Raw genomic sequence first — 20,216 nt, forward strand, 5'->3', positions numbered from 1 at the left:
CCTTGGATGGTGACGAACATGTTTCAAAAAATTGAGGGAATAGTCATTCGAACGATTGATTATGGAGAAACAAACAAAATTGTAACTATATTTTCTCGTGAATTAGGGAAAGTTAGTGCGATGGCGAGAGGTGCTAAAAAGCCTAAAAGCAGATTGTCATCCGTTTCTCAATTACTAACTCATGGCCATTTTCTTATTCAAATGGGTTCTGGTTTAGGAACATTGCAGCAAGGTGAGATTATTTCTTCTATGAGAGAAATTCGTGAAGATTTATTTTTAACTGCTTATGCGTCATTTATTGTTGAGTTGACTGATAAAGCGACAGAAGATAAAAAACATAATCCGTATTTATTCGAAATGTTATATCAAACGTTGCATTATATGGGCGAAGGGGTTGACCCGGAAATTTTAGCGCTAATCTATCAAACGAAGATGCTGCCAGTTCTAGGGCTTAATCCATACTTTGATACATGTGCAATTTGTCACCAGTCAACAGATTTTGTCGCCTTCTCTGTTAGGGAAGGCGGCTTTCTGTGTAAACATCACGCTGAGCAGGATCCGTACCGTATTTCAATTAGCGAAGCTATTCACAAGCTGCTTAGGTTATTTTATCATTTCGACTTAGCCCGTCTTGGAAATGTCTCTGTGAAAGCAGAAACAAAAAAACAAATGCGCACAGTATTGAATATGTATTATGATGAATACTGTGGGATATATTTGAAATCAAGACGTTTTTTAGATCAACTTGATAAATTTCAAATATAAGGGACCGGATTCGGGTCCTTTTTACATACTTTCTTTTTCGAATGATATATTTAGTATATAATATTTAAGAGATAGTATAACTTTTTTCGTTTTGTAATGAAGGTGGTGATTATCATAGAACTGAATAAGCGCCAAGAACATATCATTCAGATTGTAAAAGACAACGGTCCAATTACAGGGGAAGCGATTGCTGAGCAATTAAATTTAACGAGAGCAACGCTTAGACCAGATTTGGCTATTTTAACGATGGCCGGCTATTTAGAAGCGCGTCCTCGTGTTGGGTATTTTTACACTGGAAAAACAGGTGGGCAACTGCTTTCAGAAGCAGTTAAAAAGATTGTCGTACAAGATTATCAATCTAGACCAGTTGTGGTTGATAAAAATGTTTCGGTATATGATGCGATTTGTACAATGTTTTTAGAAGATGTCGGTACTTTATTTATCGTTGATCAAAATACATTGTTAGTCGGTGTTGTTTCTCGAAAAGATTTGTTAAGAGCGAGCTTAGGAAAGCAGGAATTAGCGTCATTACCGGTAAATATTATTATGACAAGAATGCCGAATGTTACGATGTGTCGCAAGGAAGATAACTTGTATGATGTTGCAATGGATTTAATAGAAAAGCAGATTGACTCTGTTCCGGTTGTAAAAGAGACGAAACAGGGATTAGAAGTTGTTGGTCGAATTACAAAAACCAATATTACGCGTGCTTTCGTTGATTTAGTGAATCATGAGTAAAGGCAATTCGTTTAAAGTGAGGTAATGCAATGAATAGTAAAATTGTATATGTCGTGTCTGATTCAGTTGGAGAAACAGCTGATTTAGTTGTTCGAGCAGCTATGGGACAATTTCCATTTGCGCCGGATATTAGACGTGTGCCGTATGTAGAAGATACAGGGACGCTAAAAGAAGTTATTTCTATTGCCAAAAGTAATAATGCTCTTATTTGTTTTACATTAGTAAAGCCTGATATGAGAAAATATTTACGAGAAGAAGCGGCAAAAGAAGGCGTAGAAGTGTATGATATTATCGGTCCTCTTATCGATCAAATTGAAGATATAACAAAACAAACTCCAAGATATGAACCGGGGGTTGTGCGAAAGCTGGATGAAGAGTATTTCAAAAAAATTGAGGCAATTGAATTTGCTGTGAAATATGATGATGGTAGAGATTCAAGAGGTCTTTTAAAAGCAGATATTGTATTAATTGGAATTTCTCGTACATCGAAAACACCGCTTTCGCAATATTTAGCACATAATAAGCGATTAAAGGTTGCTAACGTTCCGCTCGTACCAGAAGTGGATCCGCCAGAAGAATTATACCATGTGCCGAAAGAAAAATGTTTTGGGTTAAAAATAACGCCTGATAAATTAAATCATATTCGCAAAGAACGTTTAAAATCTCTTGGATTAAGTGATGGAGCAAATTATGCAAACATTGAACGTATTAAAGAAGAGATTAAACACTTTGAACAGATTGTAAGTAGAATAGGTTGCCAGGTTATCGATGTATCGAATAAGGCGATTGAAGAAACGGCAAATATTATTGTGAATGCAGTGCAAAACCAAAAAATGTTTTAGCACATTTACCAAAGGTGAATGTGCTTTTTTCACTAACTATAAAAATTAAAAGGACATGTAGCTAAGTTTAGAAAAATGTATTATAATAAAAAATTGTGATAAAAACATTCATTTTACGTTTAGACTTCAATTTTTCAGAATAAACTAGTGATAGGTTTTGTAAAGGACATGCTTTTACGTAAAATCGACAAAAATCTGAACAAGAAAACGCACATTATGGAAGGATTCACAGAAGGGATGTAGAATAGAGAAATATGCAAAACATCACTCGAATTTATGTTGATGCAGATGCATGTCCAGTGAAGGAAGAAATTATGCGCGTCGGTGCAAAATTTCATGTCGATATTTGGTTTATCGCATCCTACGCCCATCAGTCAAGAAGTCAGAAGGGAAATTGGGTATATGTAGATTCTGCGCAAGACGAGGTGGATTTTTATATCTATCAGCGTGCAGAAGTAGGAAATCTCGTTATCACACAGGATATGGGACTTGCTGGTCTTCTTGTCAAAAAAGGAGTATATGTATTATCTCCGCGCGGCACAATTGTGACCGATGAGCATATGGATACAATTTTATATAATCGATACGTATCTGCGAAGTTACGCAGACAAGGAACCTTTACAAAAGGGCCAAAAGCGTTTTCTAAACGTGATCGGCAATATTTTTTGGCAAATTTAGAAAAAATATTGTCGAATTATAAAGGAATCCTTTAATTTGTATCGAATACAAAATACGACACGGAGATGGAGTTATGGGGAACAGAATTCCCGAAGAAGTTGTAGAACAAATTCGTACATCATCTGATATTGTTGAAGTGATTGGTGAATATGTACAGCTTAAAAAACAAGGTCGAAATTATTTTGGGCTTTGTCCTTTCCATGGCGAAAACTCACCGTCGTTTTCTGTTTCTGCTGATAAGCAAATTTTTCATTGCTTTGGATGTGGAGAAGGGGGAAATGTTTTTTCTTTCTTAATGAAAATAGATGGACTGTCTTTTGTGGAAGCTGCGCAAAAATTAGGTGAGCGAAATGGTATTCCTGTTGCTAACTTTACATCAGAACTAGAGCAAACACAAAATATATCTGATGATAGCACGATTATGTTGCAAGCCCACGAGCTTTTGAAAAAGTATTATCATCATCTCTTAGTAAATACAGAAGAAGGAAAACAGCCGCTTGCGTATTTACTAGAGCGAGGTATTACAAAAGAAATGATTGTAAAGTTTGAAATTGGATACGCCACTCCTGCTTGGGATGCAGCGGCAAAAATCTTACAAAAACGAGGTTTTTCACCTGCTGTTATGGAGCAAGCTGGATTACTTGTTCGCAGTGAGAAGGATGGCAGTTATCATGATCGTTTTCGCGGACGAGTGATGTTTCCAATTCATACACTGCAAGGGAAAGTAGCTGCTTTTAGTGGACGGGCATTAGGGGATGATACGCCTAAGTATTTAAATAGTCCAGAGACACCTATTTTTCATAAAAGCAAGCTGGTATATAACTTTCATCAAGCAAGGTCATTTATTCGAAAACGAGGACAAGTTCTTCTCTTTGAAGGATATGCGGATGTTTTAGCTGCTGTGAAAAGTGGGATCGAAGAATCGGTTGCTACGATGGGAACTGCTTTAACTGAGGAACAGGCAAAGCTTTTGCGGCGTAATGTTGAAACTGTTGTTCTTTGCTATGATGGTGATAAAGCAGGACAAGAAGCAACAATGAAAGCAGGACAATTGTTATTGCAAACCGGTTGTGAAGTGAAAGTTGTCTCTATGCCAGATAAATTAGACCCTGACGAGTATGTACAGCGTTATGGAACAACAGCGTTTCAAAAACTTGTACAAGCGAGTATAAGTTTTGTTGGATTTAAAATAAATTATCTTCGTTTAGGGAAAAATTTGCAAGATGAGTCTGGAAAAGAAACTTATGTGAAAAGTGTTTTAAAAGAGTTAGCGTCATTGCAAGATGCAATGCAAGCGGAATCGTATTTGAAGGCATTGTCACAGGAATTTGCTTACTCAATGGAAACACTGCTGGGGCAATTGCACCAATATCGCAAAGAACAAAAGGTACAGCAAAAACAGGCAAAGCCAATTGCACAGCCTTCTCAAATTGTTCATGTGAAACCGAAATTTTCTGGTTTTGAAAGAGCTGAAAGAGAGCTTATTTATCACATGTTGCAGAGTGAAGATATCGCTTTTCGTATCGAACCTCATATAGAAGATTTTCATACAGAAGAACATAAAGGGATTTTATATGAGCTATACGCATATTATGAAAAGGGAAATGAACCGTCAGTCGCAAACTTTCTAAGTTGGCTTTCTGATGAAAAGCTGAAAAATATTGTAACTAATATTTCAACAGATGAAATGATTAATCCTGAGTTCTCAGAAGAATTGCTTCATGGCAATGTAGACGCGCTGCGTCGGCATAAGCAAAAGTTAAAGAAAATGGAAAATATTTTTACGCTGAAGCAAATGGAAAAAGAAGATCATTTAGCAGCAGCACGATTTTTCCAAGAATATTTGCAAAAACGAAAAGCAAGAAAATAGCTTTTTGTATAAAAACTTACTATAATCATTGTTTGTATCTCGCGTAAGGAGGGGAACAAATGGCTGATAAACCAGCTCGTTCTAAACAAATTGAAACTGATATGACACTTGAGCAAGTGAAAGAGCAACTCACAGAGCTCGGAAAAAAACGTGGCGTTCTTACATATGAAGAGATTGCAGAACGCATGAGCGGATTTGATATTGAATCCGATCAAATGGATGAATATTATGAATATTTAGGTGAACAAGGAATCGATTTAGTTGGCGACAGTGATGAAGATCCAAATACTCGTCAATTAGCCAAAGCTGAAGAAGAGTTTGACTTAAACGATTTAAGTGTACCGCCAGGTGTAAAAATTAATGATCCTGTCCGTATGTACTTAAAAGAAATCGGTCGTGTTGACTTATTATCTGCTGAAGAAGAAATTGCTCTTGCAAAACGTATTGAAGAAGGCGATGAAGAAGCGAAACGCCGCCTTGCAGAAGCAAACTTACGTCTAGTTGTAAGTATTGCAAAACGTTATGTTGGCCGCGGTATGCTTTTCTTAGACTTAATTCAAGAAGGGAATATGGGTCTAATTAAAGCTGTTGAAAAGTTTGATTACCGCAAAGGGTATAAATTTAGTACGTATGCAACGTGGTGGATTCGTCAAGCAATTACACGTGCAATTGCGGACCAAGCAAGAACAATTCGTATACCAGTTCATATGGTTGAAACAATTAATAAGTTGATTCGTGTTCAACGTCAATTATTACAAGATTTAGGTCGTGAGCCATCTCCAGAAGAGATTGGTGAAGAAATGGATCTTGCTCCTGAAAAAGTACGCGAAATCTTAAAGATTGCCCAAGAGCCAGTATCTCTTGAAACACCGATTGGTGAAGAGGATGACTCTCATTTAGGTGATTTTATCGAAGACCAAGAAGCAACATCTCCTGCAGATCATGCAGCGTATGAATTATTAAAAGAACAATTAGAAGATGTATTAGATACATTGACAGATCGTGAAGAAAATGTTCTTCGTCTTCGCTTTGGTTTAGACGATGGACGAACTCGTACGCTTGAAGAAGTTGGAAAAGTATTCGGCGTTACGAGAGAGCGTATTCGTCAAATTGAAGCAAAAGCGCTTCGTAAATTAAGACACCCAAGCCGTAGCAAACGCTTGAAAGATTTCTTAGAATAGAGCTTTGTGTAAAGTTTACTTCATTAATATGAAGTAAACTTTTTTTGTTAATTTTTGTTAAAATCTACATGTCAGTAGCAATTACAATTCTTGTAATTTATTTTACAGAATTGTCTTTTGATTTGCAAATAGTCATTTTTCGATTTTTCGATTAATTTCGTGTATTCTTAACAAAAATATATGGAGAATATAAATGTTTGTGATGAGAAAAGTGGATATTTAGCAAAAAATTACGTGATTTTGTAGCGGAATAATTAATTGAATATATGGAATATTTTTAACTTATTACAGTTTGGTCTTTTCTGGTAGATTGTTTTCAAGTACAATAGAAATGACTAAATCATCAAACTATTGGGGGATATAGAGGGGGAAAAAGAAAAAATGAAGCGTAATCCGTTAATTCCATTTGCTCTTATTGCTGTATTGGGAATTATTATTATGTTTGTATTTTCATTTCAAGGCATGCATAAATCAAAGGAACTAGCTGACGCGAAGAAAAACGGGGGAAAAACGACACAAACAGCAGCAAAACCAGAAGAGATTGTAAAACAAAGTTGTGCAAGTTGTCATGGTGATCAATTGCAAGGGGCAGTTGGTCCTAATTTGCAAAAAGTTGGCGGTAAGCTTTCGAAGGATCAAATTCAAGAAGTAATTGTAAAAGGAAAAGGAAATATGCCACCAGGTCTTATTCCGGCAGATCAAGCGTCTAAAGTAGCAGATTGGTTATCAAAGAAAAAATAATAGTTGATTACATAATGGCTCTTTACATCTAAGTAAAGGGCTTTTTTTTATTAGTTAAAACGCCAAATTTAAAAATAAATGGTTTGTAAGCGAAGTAAAATGATTTATCTACTTGCAATAATAACTATAAATTCTTTATCATGGAGACAGACTGAAAGAGAAGGAGTAATTGAAATAAATGAATGAAGTAAAGCTTTCAAAACGATTAGAAGAAGTTGCACTTGAAATTCCCGTGGGTTCCACTGTTGCAGATATTGGTTCGGATCATGCCTATTTACCTTGCTATACAATCTTACATCATATTGCCGTGCAGGCGGTAGCGGGAGAGGTTGTAGAAGGTCCGTTTCGTTCTGCACAAGCTACAGTAGCAGAGTGCGGATTGCAAGATAAAGTGAGTGTACGTAAAGGGAATGGTTTAGAAGTAATCGCGCCAGGCGAAGTAGATGTAATTACAATCGCAGGTATGGGTGGTGCGTTAATTTGTGATATTTTAGAAAATGGAAAAGAGAAGCTGAAGGGTGTAACTCGTTTAATTTTACAACCTAACATTGCTGCACATCATATTCGTGAATGGTTTATTGAGAATGGTTGGGAATTGATAAAAGAAAAAATCGTAAAAGAAGACGGAAAGATTTACGAAATTTTAGTAGGAGAACAGGGCAATGCTCTAGCGCCCTATAATGAGAAAAAAGAAGAAGCTTTATTCATGGGACCATTTTTAATAAAAGAGAAAAATAAAGTGTTTGTAGAGAAATGGGAAAGTGAACGAAAAAACTTTAAAAATATTTTTAAGCAATTAGAACGTGCAACAGAAACAGAAGAGACAAAAACGAAGCGTGCAGAAGTGTTAGAGAAGATCCGTATGATTGAGGAGGTTTTATCGTGAGTAAAACGCCTAATGGATATGAAATCATTTCTTTATTTGAAAGTATGTACCCGAAACATTTAGCAGTCGAGGGCGACAAAGTTGGATTGCAAATTGGGGCATTAAATAAACCGGTAGAGAATGTGTTAATTGTGCTTGATGTAACAGAAGAAGTTGTACAAGAAGCAATTGAAAAAGGGGTAAATTTAATTATTGCCCATCATCCGCTTATCTTTAATCCGCTCAAAGCGATTCATACAGAGCAAGCGTATGGGCGTATTATTGAAATGTGTATAAAAAACGATATTGCAGTTTATGCTGCTCATACAAATGTGGACATTGCAAAAGGCGGCGTGAACGATTTATTGGCAGCTGCTTTAGGATTGCAGGAAACAGAGGTGCTTGTTCCCACTTATACAGAAGAAATGAAAAAGCTAGTTGTATTTGTTCCTTCTTCGCATGCAGAAGTGGTACGTCGAGCGATTGGTGATGCAGGAGCAGGTTATATCGGGAATTATAGCCACTGTACGTTTAATAGCGAGGGTGCGGGTACATTTTTACCACAAGAAGGAACGAATCCGTATATCGGAGAGACAGGGCGTTTAGAACAGGTAGAAGAAGTTCGCATTGAAACAATTATCCCGGCGTCGTTGCAACGTAAAGTTATGAAGGCAATGCTTGGCGCACACCCGTATGAAGAAGTGGCATACGATATTTATCCGTTAGAAAACAAAGGTGAAACGTTGGGTCTTGGGAAAATTGGATATTTGCCGCAAGAAATGACTTTACAACAATTTGCAGAGCATGTGAAGCAATCTCTTGAGGTGAAGGGAGCTCGCGTTGTTGGCAACTTACAGGATACGGTGAAAAAAGTAGCAGTACTTGGAGGAGACGGGAATAAGTATATAAAACAAGCGAAGTTTAAAGGGGCAGACGTATACGTAACGGGAGATATGTATTATCACGTTGCACATGATGCGATGATGCTCGGATTAAATATCGTAGACCCAGGGCATAACGTGGAAAAAGTAATGAAAAAAGGTGTACAAAAACAACTCCAAGCAAAAGTGGATGAGAGAAAATTTACTGCACGTATTCATGCTTCAGAATTACATACAGATCCATTTACATTTGTATAGAATGAAAAAATCCGTTATCTCCTGAGATAACGGATTTTTTTGTACTATCTTGCCATTTGCGGGCAGTAAGACCCCCACTGATGGAAGTTTCTCTTTATTTTGCTTTTACTTTTGGTAAGATTTTTTGTAGCGGTACGTTTCGCTTACGGTCCCATGTTGCAGGATTTGTTGGATCGTACTGTTCAAAAAATGCAATTACTTCTTTTGTAATAGGTGTTGGAGTAGAAGCGCCTGCTGTAATAGCGACTGTTTCTACTCCTTGTAACCATTCTAATTGGATTTCACTGACATCGGCAACACGGTATGCTTTGGTGCTAGCAATTTCTTCAGATACTTGTGCAAGGCGGTTAGAGTTATTACTTTTTGGATCGCCAACAACAATTGTTAAATCAGCAGCAGTTGCTTGTTTTGCAACAGCTTCTTGACGTACTTGCGTAGCAAGACAAATCTCTTTATGAAATTCTGCTGTTGGAAACTTTTCTTGAATTTTCTCCATAATATGTTGAACATCCCATTGGCTCATCGTCGTTTGGTTTGTAACTAGAATTTTTTCCGTTGGAATGGTAAGTGTTTCAAGATCTGCTTCTTTCTCGATAAGATGGACAATATCCGGGGCAATCCCGACTGCACCTTCAGGCTCAGGGTGTCCTTTTTTGCCGATATAAATAATATGGTAGCCTTCTTCTTTTTTTGTCTCAATTAAATCATGTGTTTTTGTAACATCAGGACATGTTGCATCAATTGTTGTTAAGCCTTTCTCTTTCGCGCGTTGTTTCACTTCGGGAGATACACCGTGAGCTGTAAAAATAACAGTCCCAGACTCAATTTTCTCTAAAATATCTAAACGGCTTGGGCCATCAAGCGTAATAATGCCGTCTTCTTCAAACGCATCTGTTACGTGTTTATTGTGGACAATCATGCCTAAGATATAAATTGGTCTTGGTAATGTTTTATCAAGCGCTGCATTGCGCGCAATGACCATCGCGTCTACAACACCGTAGCAATAGCCGCGAGGGGAAATTTTAACGATTTTCATGTAATTAATCCGCTCCTTTAAAAAAGGATTTGTTTTATAAAGCTAATCCTTTTCATTATAAAGGAGATGAAAGCAGATGACAAAGAAATGTTACACGTATAGCTTTGGTTTAGGAGTGGTAGACTGTACGTTTTCTACTGCTATCTCATCTTCAATTATGATTTTAGGAGCGAGTGGTTTTCTTGTAATAGGTATTTCTTTAGATGGAGTGGAAGGGGAGACTTCGACTACTTCTGTTTGTTTTTCGGCTACCTCTGTTTGTTTTTCCTCAGTGCTTTTTCCGGATGAAAGTATTTTCATGATGCTAGGAATATTGCGAACAATCGGACCGTATTGCTGCACGACAGGTCCAAAGGATTGTGCCATTTGAACAACTTTTTCAACGTTGTTTAGCATTCCGGTGGGATTTGAAATAAAGTTCGTGAAAAAACTGCCAATTCCACTAGATGCGCCTCCTGCTGTTCCTGCTGTTCCTACTGTTCCTCGTGTTTCACCTTCTGCCATCATTTGAGGTTGCGCCATTCGTTGCTGTTTTGGAGGGTACATATATGGATGGTTTTGCTGGTACGGTGTATTTGAGTATGTTTCTAATTGTCTATAAGGGGGCATCATATACATATCTGCAGCAGGATTGCGTTTTTGAAACAATTTTGCAAGAAATCCTTTTTTCTTAGGCATCATCGGCTGCATGCCTGGTGTTGGGTACATTGTATGAGAATATGGAGACTGCGTGTACATTTGTTGATAGGGAGGGGATTTCATATACATTAGGAAATCCTCCTTTCTTCAATTAGGTAATATACACTACAATATGCAATAGAGAGAAAGAAGGTTAGTTTTTCCGTTGAAATGCTAAACTATATAAATACAAATTAAAAATCGGCATAAAAACCTTCTTTCTTTTTAGGTGGGCGAGAGCATCTGGCCATGCATAGAAGCGGTCAGGGCCTTTTTTCTGCCACATGCAAAGTTTAAAACAAAAGAAGAAAGCGAGCGCAGGTCATATTGTATTCTGCACGGCAACGACTTATAAAGAAAAGCGGAAGCGGCTCGCTTAGAACAAGAGGGGGATGGAGCTTCTAACATAGAGGCGCTTTTTGCCTCGGCGGAAGACGCGAAGCCACCGACTGTTCTAGCCGCTGGAGCTGGATCATAAAGAAAAGCGGAAGCGGCTGTTTAGGCCCGTTGGCTAAGGTTCTTTCACACAGAAGGTGTTTTTTACCTTCTCGTGTGGAAGGTTCTTAGACATGAGGGCTTAGGAGGCAGAGCTAGACAAAGATGCCGAAAAATGAAAATGGATATATATAAAGATAGATTTTACTGATAGATTTCGATATAATGTTAACTTGACTGATTAATGAACGCAGTAGAAATAAGAAAGAAGGTGGAATGTATGACAGTGCAAACATTTACACAGTATGATTTTCAACCATTTTTAATAGATGCAATTCGTGAATTACGTTTTTCAGAACCAACAGAAATTCAACAAAAGATTTTTCCGGTTGTGAAAAAGGGAGTTAGTATTATTGGACAATCACAAACAGGATCTGGAAAAACGCATGCGTATTTACTTCCAACATTAAATCGGATTGATGCAAACAAAGAAGAAGTACAACTTGTAATTACAGCTCCAACTCGTGAGTTGGCGCAGCAAATTTATGAAGAAATTGTAAAGATAACAAAGTTTTGTGAGGAAGACAACATGATAACAGCGCGTTGTTTTATCGGTGGAACAGATAAACAACGTTCAATTGAAAAATTGAAGAAACAACCGCATGTTGTTGTGGGAACACCAGGGCGTATTAAGGATTTGGTGGAAGAGCAAGCGCTATTTGTACATACGGCTTCTGCAATTATTGTCGATGAAGCAGATTTAATGCTTGATATGGGCTTTATTCATGATGTAGATAAAATTGCAGCACGTATGCCTAAAAATTTACAAATGCTCGTTTTCTCAGCGACAATTCCACAAAAGTTAAAACCATTTATGAAGAAATATATGGAGAATCCAGAGCATATTCATATTAATCCGAAGCAAATAGCAGCGGTTAATCTGGAGCATCACCTTATTCCATCAAGACATCGTAATAAAATTGAACTTGTGAAAAATCTGTTACTACAATATCAGCCGTATTTAGCGATCGTCTTTACGAATACAAAGAAAATGGCGGATGAAGTAGCGAATGGTTTAACAGAACGTGGTTTAAAAGTTGGTCGTATTCACGGTGATTTATCACCACGTGATCGTAAGAAAATGATGAAACAAGTTCGTGATTTAGAATTTCAATACATTGTAGCGACAGATTTAGCTGCACGTGGCATTGATATCGAGGGAATTAGTCATGTTATTAACTACGAAATTCCATCTGATTTAGATTTCTTTATTCATCGTGTGGGCCGAACAGCTCGTGCAGGATATTCTGGTATTGCGGCAACAATTTATGACCAATCGGATGAAGAAGCATTAGATACGTTAGAAAAGCAACGTCATATTGAATTCAAACACGTGGACTTACGTGCAGGTGAGTTGATTGAATTAGGACCTCGTCGTCGCCGTCAAAGCCGTAAGAAGCCAAATGACGGATTAGATGCTATGGCGCAAAAAGTTGTGAAAAAACCGAAAAAAGTAAAGCCGAACTACAAGAAAAAGCTTGAATGGGAACGCGAAAAAATTAAGAAAAAATATAACAAAAAGAAAAGATAAGGATTTTCCTTATCTTTTTTTTGCGGGGAAGTTAACAGTGTCAGATTTCTGCAAATTATGCTATCATTATAGCTATTGCATTTATAAGAGGTGATTACATGTTGAAAATTGGATCTCACGTTTCGATGAGTGGAAAGAAAATGTTATTAGCAGCAAGTGAAGAAGCTGTATCATATGGTGCAACAACGTTTATGGTCTATACAGGGGCACCGCAAAATACGAGAAGAAAACCGATTGAAGAGTTAAATATAGAAGCTGGTCGTAAACATATGGAACTGAACGGGATTGAAGAAATCGTTGTTCATGCACCGTATATTATTAATATTGGTAACACAACGAAACCTGAAACATTCCAACTAGGTGTTGATTTTCTTCGCCTGGAAATTGAAAGAACATCAGCATTAGGCGTTGCCAAGCAAATTGTGCTCCATCCAGGAGCGCATGTTGGAGCAGGTGCGGATGCAGGCATTCAAAAAATTATTGAAGGTTTAAATGAAGTATTAACAGTTGACCAAACAGTGAACATTGCGCTAGAAACAATGGCTGGAAAAGGAACAGAGTGTGGACGCAGCTTTGAAGAGCTTGCGAGAATTATTGATGGTGTAACACATAATGAGAAATTATCTGTTTGTTTTGATACATGTCATACGCATGATGCTGGTTATGATATCGTTAATGATTTTGACGGTGTTTTAAACGAATTTGATAAAATTATAGGTATTGATCGTTTACAAGTATTACACATTAATGATAGCAAGAATGAGCGCGGTGCTAGAAAAGACCGTCATGAAAATATCGGTTTCGGTCATATCGGCTATGAAACATTGCGCCACATTGTACATCATCCACAATTACAGCATGTACCAAAAATTCTTGAAACACCATATGTAGGTGAAGATAAACAGGATAAAAAACCACCGTATAAATTTGAAATTGAAATGCTGAAAAACGGTGTGTTTGATGAAGAGATTCTTCAGAAAATTAAAGGTCAATAAAAAAGGGGAAAGCCCCTTTTTTATTTTACCCCGCTATTCGCGGGCAGTAAAACCCCATTGATGGAAGTTTCACTTTATTAATTTTTGGAATAGAGTGTTGATTTGTTGTGCGGTAGCAGGAGAAGTAACCTGTGCAATTTGTTTTAAAAGTTGTAATCTTTCTTGGACATCATAAATATTAATATGTTTTCCTTGAATTAAAGTGACAATTTTATCTGCTTGTTCGCTTGTTATAGACACCCCATATTCTTTACTGTATTTTAATAATTCCTTAGAAGTCATATTGTTTATTTTTTTATTTACAAATTGTTGAATGAGGTTCATGTTGCTACCCCCTTTGTTTTGTCCTCATATCCGAATATATGTGGAATATGCTTGTGTATATTCCAGAACAGGTCGTTTTCTTATCAGAAAAAGTAGAATATGTTACAATAAAAGGAGGAAATTATATAAAGATACTTGAGGAGGTAGTATGGAAAAAAAACAGCATAAAAAAGAAAGTATAATTCATCTTGTGTATCGTCTTGTTATGATTGTCATAGGTGCGGGCTGTGCAGCAGTTGCACTCGAACTATTTTTAATTCCAAACAAGATTATTGATGGTGGTATTATCGGTGTTTCCCTCATATTAGATTACCTTACACCAAATATTTGGTGGCTAAGCTTTTCCACTTTAGTTGTAATCCTCAACTTACCATTTATGTACTCAGGTTATAAGCAAATCGGAAAAACATTTATGCTATCTTCTGTTTTTGCAGTAATATGTTTAGCTTTGATTGAGTCCACATTACATTCTATTCAGCCTTTTACGACAGAGCCGATTTTAGCGACTGTCTTTGGAGGTTTAATTTTAGGTGTTGGTGTTGGGCTTGTAATTAGGCATGGTGGTTCATTAGATGGAGCGGAAATTTTAGGTATTTTGCTAACGAAGAAATTACCATTTTCTGTCGGTGAATTTGTTATGTTTATGAATATTTTCGTCTTTGCCTGGGCGGCAGTTGTATTTGGCGTAGAACAAGCAATGTATTCTGTCATGACATACTATATTGCATTTAAAACGATTGATACTGTTATCCAGGGATTAGATGAAACGAAAGCAGTGATTATTGTTTCGGACCATTATGAAGAGGTATCAAACGCAATTTTACATCGACTTGGCCGCGGAACAACGAAGTTAGTTGGGAAAGGTGGCTATACGGATAAAGAAAAAGAAGTCATCTATGCAGTTATTACTCGTTTAGAGGTAACGAAGCTAAAATCGATTGTTCATGAAGTAGATGAAAATGCTTTTATTACTATTATGAATACACAAGAAACAAAAGGTGCAAAATTTAAATCAGCAATTCACTAAAAGCGGAGAGATTTTCTCTGCTTTTTGTTATAATGGATAGGTTGTCTAAAATGGTATATATATTTTAGGGCAGATTGGTTTACAACTTGTAATGAACTATAATATAATTTAAATAGAGATAAATCGGAATCATTCTGAATTAAAATAGGTGAGATATGATGAAGTATATATTAGAAATCGAAAATTTAACCTTCCGTTATGAAGAGCGAAATGTGTTAGAGGATATTCAATTGCAAGTTCCTAAAGGAGCTTTTTTAGGGTTAGTAGGACCGAATGGATCAGGAAAATCTACATTATTGAAATGTATATTAGGGATTTTAAAACCGAAACAAGGAACGATTCGGTTGTTTGGTGTGGACAGTAAAAAATTTAAAGATTGGAATAAAGTTGGATATGTCTCCCAAAAGGCGAATAGTTTCAACTCTGGATTTCCTGCAACTGTATTTGAAGTTGTTTCGATGGGACTTGTTTCTAAAAAAGGTTTGTTTCGGTTCTTAACAAAGACGGATAAATCGAAAGTAGCAAAAGCGATTGCTGATGTTGGAATGAGTGAGTTTATGAATCGGAATATTGGTGAACTTTCTGGTGGACAGCAACAACGTGTTTTTATTGCGCGCGCACTTGTAAGTGATCCGGAATTATTAATTTTGGACGAGCCTACTGTCGGTATTGATGTGAAAAATGTTGAAAGCTTTTATGAAATGCTAGAGCATTTAAATAAGCATTTAGGGATTACACTTATTCTGGTCACTCATGATATGGGAGCTGTGACAGAGAAGGTTACACATGTTGCTTGCTTAAATCAACGTTTACATTTCCATGGAAATGTTGATGCGTTCCAAAAGTTAGAAGATGCCGAAATGTCATTATTATACGGTTATCATGTTCATCGTTTAGAGCATGATCACGAGCATCATGGGGGGATACGATGATACAGGATTTTTTGCAATATGATTTTTTACGAAATTCTTTATATGCTGGAGTTTTAATTGGACTTGTCGCCCCGATGCTTGGTGTCTTTGTTGTCATTCGTCGTTTATCGTTGATTGCTGATGCATTAAGTCACGTCACGTTATCAGGTATTGCAGCGAGTTTATTACTAGAAAAAACCGTATTTACGGGTGGTTTTTTAAATCCATTATATATGGGGATGATATTTTCTATTGGCGGCGCTCTGCTTATTGAAAAATTGAGAACGGTATATAAACATTATCAAGAACTAGCAATTCCTATTATTTTATCAGCTGGTATTGGGATTGGTGTAATTTTCATTTCTCTTGCCAATGGATTTAATACAGATTTATTTAGTTATTTGTTTGGTAGCGTGAGTGCAGTGACAAGTAGTGATTTAGTTATTATTGGATTCGTTGCTGTGATTGTGGTTGCTGTCATCATTTTATTATATAAAGAACTGTTTTTATTATCTTTTGATGAAGAATATGCTGTAGCAACAGGTTTGGGTGCGAAGTGGATTCACTTTATTTTTATTATTTTAGTTGCACTTGTGATTGCGGTTTCAATGCGTGTTGTTGGTATTCTTCTCGTTTCATCATTAATGACATTACCGGTTGCAGCAAGTATTCGAATTGCGAAAGGTTTTAAGCAAACGATCTTTTTCTCCGTTATATTTGGTGAAATTGCAGTAGTTGGAGGCATGTTAGCTTCTTATCAGCTCGACCTTGCTCCTGGTGGGACAATTGTTGTGTTATCAGTTCTTATTTTAATCGGTGCAATCTTATGGAAGAAGAAAAAAACTGCGTAAAGTAGGGATGACTATGAATCTTACAGAAGCTTTACACCTTATGAAGGAGAAGGGCTATAAACATACTGGAAAAAGAGAAGAGATGCTGCGTTTATTTGCTAATCATAATAAATATTTAACAGCAAGAGATGTTTTAGCCAATATGAAGGGTGATTATCCAGGGCTCAGTTTTGATACTATTTATCGTAACTTAACTCTGTTTGCAGAAATCGGTATTTTAGAACAGACAGAGTTAAATGGTGAAAAACATTTTCGCTTCAAATGTTCTACTACAGAGCATCATCACCATTTCATTTGTTTAGATTGCGGAGGGACGAAGGAAATCACATCTTGTCCAATGGAACGCATGAATAAAGACTTTAAAGGATATGAAGTAACGGGGCATAAATTTGAAATATATGGACGCTGTCCGAAATGTGTACAATAAAAAAGCTTGTCAGTTTCGAAACTGACAAGCTTTTTTTATCTAGAAGTTTTCAACTTATTTTTCTTGTTTTGCCGCATATTCTTCTGCAATTTTATCAATTTCTTTCTTTAATTCTTCCACCATTGTTTCTTCTGGTACTTTACGTACAATTTCACCTTTGCGGAAGAGAAGACCTTCTCCACGTGCTCCAGCAATCCCGATATCTGCTTCACGCGCTTCGCCAGGGCCGTTTACTGCGCAGCCGAGTACGGCAACTTTAATCGGTGCCTTAATTTTTGAAATATATTCTTCTACTTCATTTGCGATGCTAATTAAGTCAATTTCAATACGTCCGCAAGTTGGACAAGAAATCAATGTAGCAGCATTAGAAGCAAGTCCGAATGACTTTAATAGTTCGCGCGCTACTTTTACTTCTTCAACTGGGTCTGCACTTAATGAGATACGCAATGTGTTACCGATACCTTTACTTAAGATTGCACCAAGACCAGCTGCACTTTTTACAGTTCCGGCAAATAAAGTTCCGGACTCTGTAATACCAAGATGTAATGGATAATTGAAAGCACGAGATGCTTTTTCATACGCTTCAATTGCCAAATTCACATCAGAGGCTTTCATCGATACGATGATATCATGAAAATCTAGATCTTCTAAAATTTTAATGTGATGCAATGCACTTTCTACCATACCATCAGCGGTTGGGTATCCATATTTTTCTAGAATATGACGTTCTAATGAACCTGCGTTTACACCGATACGGATTGGAATGCCGCGTTCTTTTGCAGCATTTACAACTGCTTCAACTTTATGACGACGACCGATGTTTCCTGGATTAATACGAACTTTGTCAATGCCGCCTTCAATTGCTTTTAATGCTAGGCGATAGTCAAAGTGGATATCAGCAACAAGAGGGATATTAATTTGTTTTTTAATATCAGCAATTGCATTTGCAGCACGCTCATCGGGAACGGCTACACGAACAATTTGACAACCTGCCTCTTCTAAACGTTTAATTTCGGCAACTGTTGCTTCCACATCATGTGTTTTAGTTGTTGTCATACTTTGTATAATTAATTCATTATTACCGCCAATTGTTAAATTTCCAACTTTAACAGGACGTGTTTTTGTACGATGAGTTATTTCATTCACGAATAGATCGCTCTCCTTATAAAAGAAGTTTCTTATTTTGTAGACAAACACATTTATATTGTATGCAGTATTTGTCTAGTGAAGCCAAATGTCTATATAAATCCACTTTGATTTTTCAACATACAAGTCACTGCTATGCAGAAAAAACATGATCGCTACTTGCTTTCTCCCTTTGTTTTAACCATTGAAAGTGGCAGGGAAAGGCCCTGACCGCTTCTATGCATGGCCAGATGCTCTCAACCAACTAAAAAAGGAGCTTTTATGTTGTTTTTTTATTTGTATTTATATAGTTTCACTTTTTCTATTGTATCAGCGCCTTACTGCAGTTGACAAGAATTATGTGATGTTATTCCTGATAGAGGGGGAATTTGTATTTTTTCCCGACTTGTAATTTTGCTGGAGAGTCGTTTTGATTTAAGTCTTTGAAGTCCGTAACAACTTTTTCAATAGAAGGGACTTTTTTCTTATTAATTTCTTCTGTAATAGAGAGAACGGTCTCGCCTGTCTTTACTTCAATGACCTTATATTTTGCCAGTGATGTATTTCCTTTTTGTTTATTATTTGTAACTTTAGCCGAAGTTTCTTTTGTTTTGGAATATGTATGAAGCAACGGTAATGTGCCAATTGTCATATCATAGTACAAGACATAACCGAGAACAAGTAGTAACAAGATACCGCCAAGCCTTTTCATATTTTTCCACTCCTTTGTAGAAAAATATATGCTTGTCCAAAAAAAAAATGCCTTGAAGGCATTTTTTATAGTGAATTTTTTTCTTTTGGTTTTGGTACTTCTTTTATTGTTAAATAAAGAACGACAAGAACGATACCGATAAATGTAAATAACGAGAATATGACATGCACTTTTAACAAGTCCATAATCATAAAGAATATAGTTGGGATTGTATAACTATAAGCGGTTAATGTCCAAACTTGTTTGTAAGATAATTTACGTTCTCCGCTCATTGCAGAGCCGATAAATGCTAATAGCGTAACACCAAGAAATGTAATAAATAGCTGGAATAAGTAAATAAATATCCCGATAAAGAATATAACAACTGCATAGATGCTATCAATGTATGAAACGATTTTTTGGATATCTTTCTTTTCAAAAGTTGTATTACCTAAATCGCTATATGGAAAGGATTGCGGTTGTTGTCCTGCTATTGAAATCATTTTATCTTTTAAAATGAATATACCATCGCGATTTGGATAATTTTTTATGTCTGTTGCATTTGGATCAAATACAAAAATAAAGTCTAATTCATCTTTTATAATTGGTTTGCTAATGTCTGCGTGAAGCTCGCTATTTTCAATTTTAAAATCAGGCACATCTTTTTCGATAGAGCGATCAATTAGACTAATGCCTTCCTGAATAAAATCTCCAAATAAAATCGTTTTTGGAACAGTAGCAAGTAGACATAGTAACATTATGTAAAGAATCGTTTTTCCGATTTTTTGAAAACGAAAGAGTGCCATCTCTTTTGTTGTATATAAGCTTTTAAATAGTTGTGTAAATATGGACATGCATTCACTTCCTTCTTTAAATATATTGATTTACAGTCTCATTGTAACGTATTTTTTTTAGGAATCACAAGATATATCATGTCGCATGTGAAAATATAATTGACACATTTCTTTTTAATATGGTAAATTTATCTTACATTTTTACATATAATCATACGTTCCATCGTAGTTTAACTGGCTAGAGTATATGGTTTATAACTGCGATGTCGTAGCAGTTATTCATGTATTGCGGACCCTTAGCTCAGCTGGTTAGAGCAGACGGCTCATAACCGTCCGGTCGTAGGTTCGAGTCCTACAGGGTCCATATCCATTTCGCATATTGATACATAGCGGATAAGCTTCCTTATAGAAGGGAGCTTTTTTTACGAAATGTATGAGCATTTCGTTTGAAAAGAAATGGGAAATTTGCTACTTTAATGTTAGCGAGGCAATACGCTAAATTTGTTTTCACC

Annotated in this window: 21 protein-coding genes and 1 tRNA gene; 16 read left to right on the forward strand and 6 right to left on the reverse strand. The window is 36.5% G+C overall.

Annotation, left to right across the window (positions count from 1 at the left end):
- Positions 1-18: 18 nt before the first annotated feature.
- From recO to WAZ07_RS02775, 9 genes are all read left to right on the forward strand, one after another.
- Positions 19-765 carry a DNA repair protein RecO gene (gene recO / locus WAZ07_RS02735; RefSeq protein ID WP_336471215.1) on the forward strand — a complete coding sequence of 249 codons (747 nt, stop codon included), beginning with the start codon at positions 19-21 and terminating at the stop codon, positions 763-765.
- A 105-nt stretch (positions 766-870) separates the two neighbouring features.
- Positions 871-1,503: a helix-turn-helix transcriptional regulator gene (locus WAZ07_RS02740; protein ID WP_336471216.1), complete on the forward strand. Its 633-nt coding sequence runs from the start codon at positions 871-873 to the stop codon at positions 1,501-1,503.
- A 29-nt stretch (positions 1,504-1,532) separates the two neighbouring features.
- Positions 1,533-2,345 (forward strand): pyruvate, water dikinase regulatory protein, encoded by an 813-nt coding sequence (locus WAZ07_RS02745; RefSeq protein ID WP_336471217.1) that lies wholly within the window; start codon positions 1,533-1,535, stop codon positions 2,343-2,345.
- Between the two features lie 254 nt (positions 2,346-2,599).
- Positions 2,600-3,058 (forward strand): YaiI/YqxD family protein, encoded by a 459-nt coding sequence (locus WAZ07_RS02750; protein WP_090916680.1) that lies wholly within the window; start codon positions 2,600-2,602, stop codon positions 3,056-3,058.
- A gap of 38 nt (positions 3,059-3,096) precedes the next feature.
- Entirely contained in the window at positions 3,097-4,893 is a 1,797-nt protein-coding gene (dnaG, locus tag WAZ07_RS02755; protein WP_336471218.1) for a DNA primase, read from the forward strand.
- 59 nt (positions 4,894-4,952) lie between these two features.
- The gene (gene rpoD / locus WAZ07_RS02760) at positions 4,953-6,074 is read left to right on the forward strand and encodes an RNA polymerase sigma factor RpoD (RefSeq protein WP_020062259.1); all 1,122 of its coding nucleotides are present in this window, start codon (positions 4,953-4,955) and stop codon (positions 6,072-6,074) included.
- A 381-nt stretch (positions 6,075-6,455) separates the two neighbouring features.
- Positions 6,456-6,815, forward strand: a complete 360-nt coding sequence (gene cccA, locus WAZ07_RS02765) for a cytochrome c550 (RefSeq protein ID WP_336471219.1) — start codon at positions 6,456-6,458, stop codon at positions 6,813-6,815.
- Between the two features lie 178 nt (positions 6,816-6,993).
- Positions 6,994-7,701: a tRNA (adenine(22)-N(1))-methyltransferase gene (locus WAZ07_RS02770; protein WP_336471220.1), complete on the forward strand. Its 708-nt coding sequence runs from the start codon at positions 6,994-6,996 to the stop codon at positions 7,699-7,701.
- A complete protein-coding gene (locus WAZ07_RS02775) occupies positions 7,698-8,819 on the forward strand; it encodes a Nif3-like dinuclear metal center hexameric protein (protein ID WP_090916673.1) in 1,122 nt (373 codons plus the stop codon). Before WAZ07_RS02770 ends, WAZ07_RS02775 begins: the two co-directional genes overlap by 4 nt.
- Positions 8,820-8,913: 94 nt before the next feature.
- On the opposite strand, the gene WAZ07_RS02780 is transcribed toward WAZ07_RS02775, so the two are convergent.
- Together WAZ07_RS02780 and vrrA are read right to left on the reverse strand one after the other, a co-directional pair.
- Positions 8,914-9,855 (reverse strand): 4-hydroxy-3-methylbut-2-enyl diphosphate reductase, encoded by a 942-nt coding sequence (locus WAZ07_RS02780; protein ID WP_336471221.1) that lies wholly within the window; start codon positions 9,853-9,855, stop codon positions 8,914-8,916.
- A gap of 90 nt (positions 9,856-9,945) precedes the next feature.
- On the reverse strand, positions 9,946-10,623 hold the full coding sequence (vrrA, locus tag WAZ07_RS02785) for a VrrA/YqfQ family protein (RefSeq protein ID WP_336471222.1): 678 nt from the start codon (positions 10,621-10,623) through the stop codon (positions 9,946-9,948).
- A 625-nt stretch (positions 10,624-11,248) separates the two neighbouring features.
- Between vrrA and WAZ07_RS02790 the strand changes: the two genes are divergently transcribed.
- Entirely contained in the window at positions 11,249-12,559 is a 1,311-nt protein-coding gene (locus WAZ07_RS02790; protein ID WP_336471223.1) for a DEAD/DEAH box helicase, read from the forward strand.
- 98 nt (positions 12,560-12,657) lie between these two features.
- A complete protein-coding gene (locus WAZ07_RS02795; RefSeq protein ID WP_336471224.1) occupies positions 12,658-13,554 on the forward strand; it encodes a deoxyribonuclease IV in 897 nt (298 codons plus the stop codon).
- Positions 13,555-13,623: 69 nt separating this feature from the next.
- Here WAZ07_RS02795 and WAZ07_RS02800 read toward each other — a convergent pair whose 3' ends face one another.
- Complete coding sequence (locus WAZ07_RS02800) at positions 13,624-13,878, reverse strand: DUF2624 domain-containing protein (RefSeq protein WP_336471225.1); 255 nt, start codon at positions 13,876-13,878, stop codon at positions 13,624-13,626.
- Between the two features lie 148 nt (positions 13,879-14,026).
- On the opposite strand from WAZ07_RS02800, the gene WAZ07_RS02805 reads away from it, so the two are divergent.
- The 4 genes from WAZ07_RS02805 to WAZ07_RS02820 all read left to right on the forward strand — a co-directional run bounded on the left by WAZ07_RS02805 (position 14,027) and on the right by WAZ07_RS02820 (position 17,094).
- The gene (locus WAZ07_RS02805; RefSeq protein WP_090913732.1) at positions 14,027-14,905 is read left to right on the forward strand and encodes a YitT family protein; all 879 of its coding nucleotides are present in this window, start codon (positions 14,027-14,029) and stop codon (positions 14,903-14,905) included.
- Positions 14,906-15,063: 158 nt separating this feature from the next.
- The gene (locus WAZ07_RS02810; RefSeq protein WP_336471418.1) at positions 15,064-15,837 is read left to right on the forward strand and encodes a metal ABC transporter ATP-binding protein; all 774 of its coding nucleotides are present in this window, start codon (positions 15,064-15,066) and stop codon (positions 15,835-15,837) included.
- The gene (locus WAZ07_RS02815; protein WP_336471226.1) at positions 15,834-16,667 is read left to right on the forward strand and encodes a metal ABC transporter permease; all 834 of its coding nucleotides are present in this window, start codon (positions 15,834-15,836) and stop codon (positions 16,665-16,667) included. Before WAZ07_RS02810 ends, WAZ07_RS02815 begins: the two co-directional genes overlap by 4 nt.
- A gap of 13 nt (positions 16,668-16,680) precedes the next feature.
- On the forward strand, positions 16,681-17,094 hold the full coding sequence (locus WAZ07_RS02820) for a Fur family transcriptional regulator (RefSeq protein ID WP_336471227.1): 414 nt from the start codon (positions 16,681-16,683) through the stop codon (positions 17,092-17,094).
- Positions 17,095-17,148: 54 nt separating this feature from the next.
- Here the strand turns inward: WAZ07_RS02820 and ispG are convergent, their stop codons facing one another.
- From ispG to WAZ07_RS02835, 3 genes are all read right to left on the reverse strand, one after another.
- Positions 17,149-18,240: a flavodoxin-dependent (E)-4-hydroxy-3-methylbut-2-enyl-diphosphate synthase gene (gene ispG / locus WAZ07_RS02825; RefSeq protein WP_020062652.1), complete on the reverse strand. Its 1,092-nt coding sequence runs from the start codon at positions 18,238-18,240 to the stop codon at positions 17,149-17,151.
- A gap of 346 nt (positions 18,241-18,586) precedes the next feature.
- A complete protein-coding gene (locus WAZ07_RS02830; protein ID WP_090913740.1) occupies positions 18,587-18,931 on the reverse strand; it encodes a hypothetical protein in 345 nt (114 codons plus the stop codon).
- 65 nt (positions 18,932-18,996) lie between these two features.
- The gene (locus tag WAZ07_RS02835) at positions 18,997-19,764 is read right to left on the reverse strand and encodes a DUF1189 domain-containing protein (RefSeq protein ID WP_336471228.1); all 768 of its coding nucleotides are present in this window, start codon (positions 19,762-19,764) and stop codon (positions 18,997-18,999) included.
- A 230-nt stretch (positions 19,765-19,994) separates the two neighbouring features.
- Between WAZ07_RS02835 and WAZ07_RS02840 the strand changes: the two genes are divergently transcribed.
- A tRNA-Ile gene (locus WAZ07_RS02840) sits at positions 19,995-20,068 on the forward strand.
- Positions 20,069-20,216 lie beyond the last annotated feature (148 nt).

This window comes from Bacillus bruguierae (assembly GCF_037104725.1).
In the GTDB taxonomy this organism is placed as follows: Bacteria; Bacillota; Bacilli; order Bacillales; family Bacillaceae_G; genus Bacillus_A; species Bacillus_A bruguierae.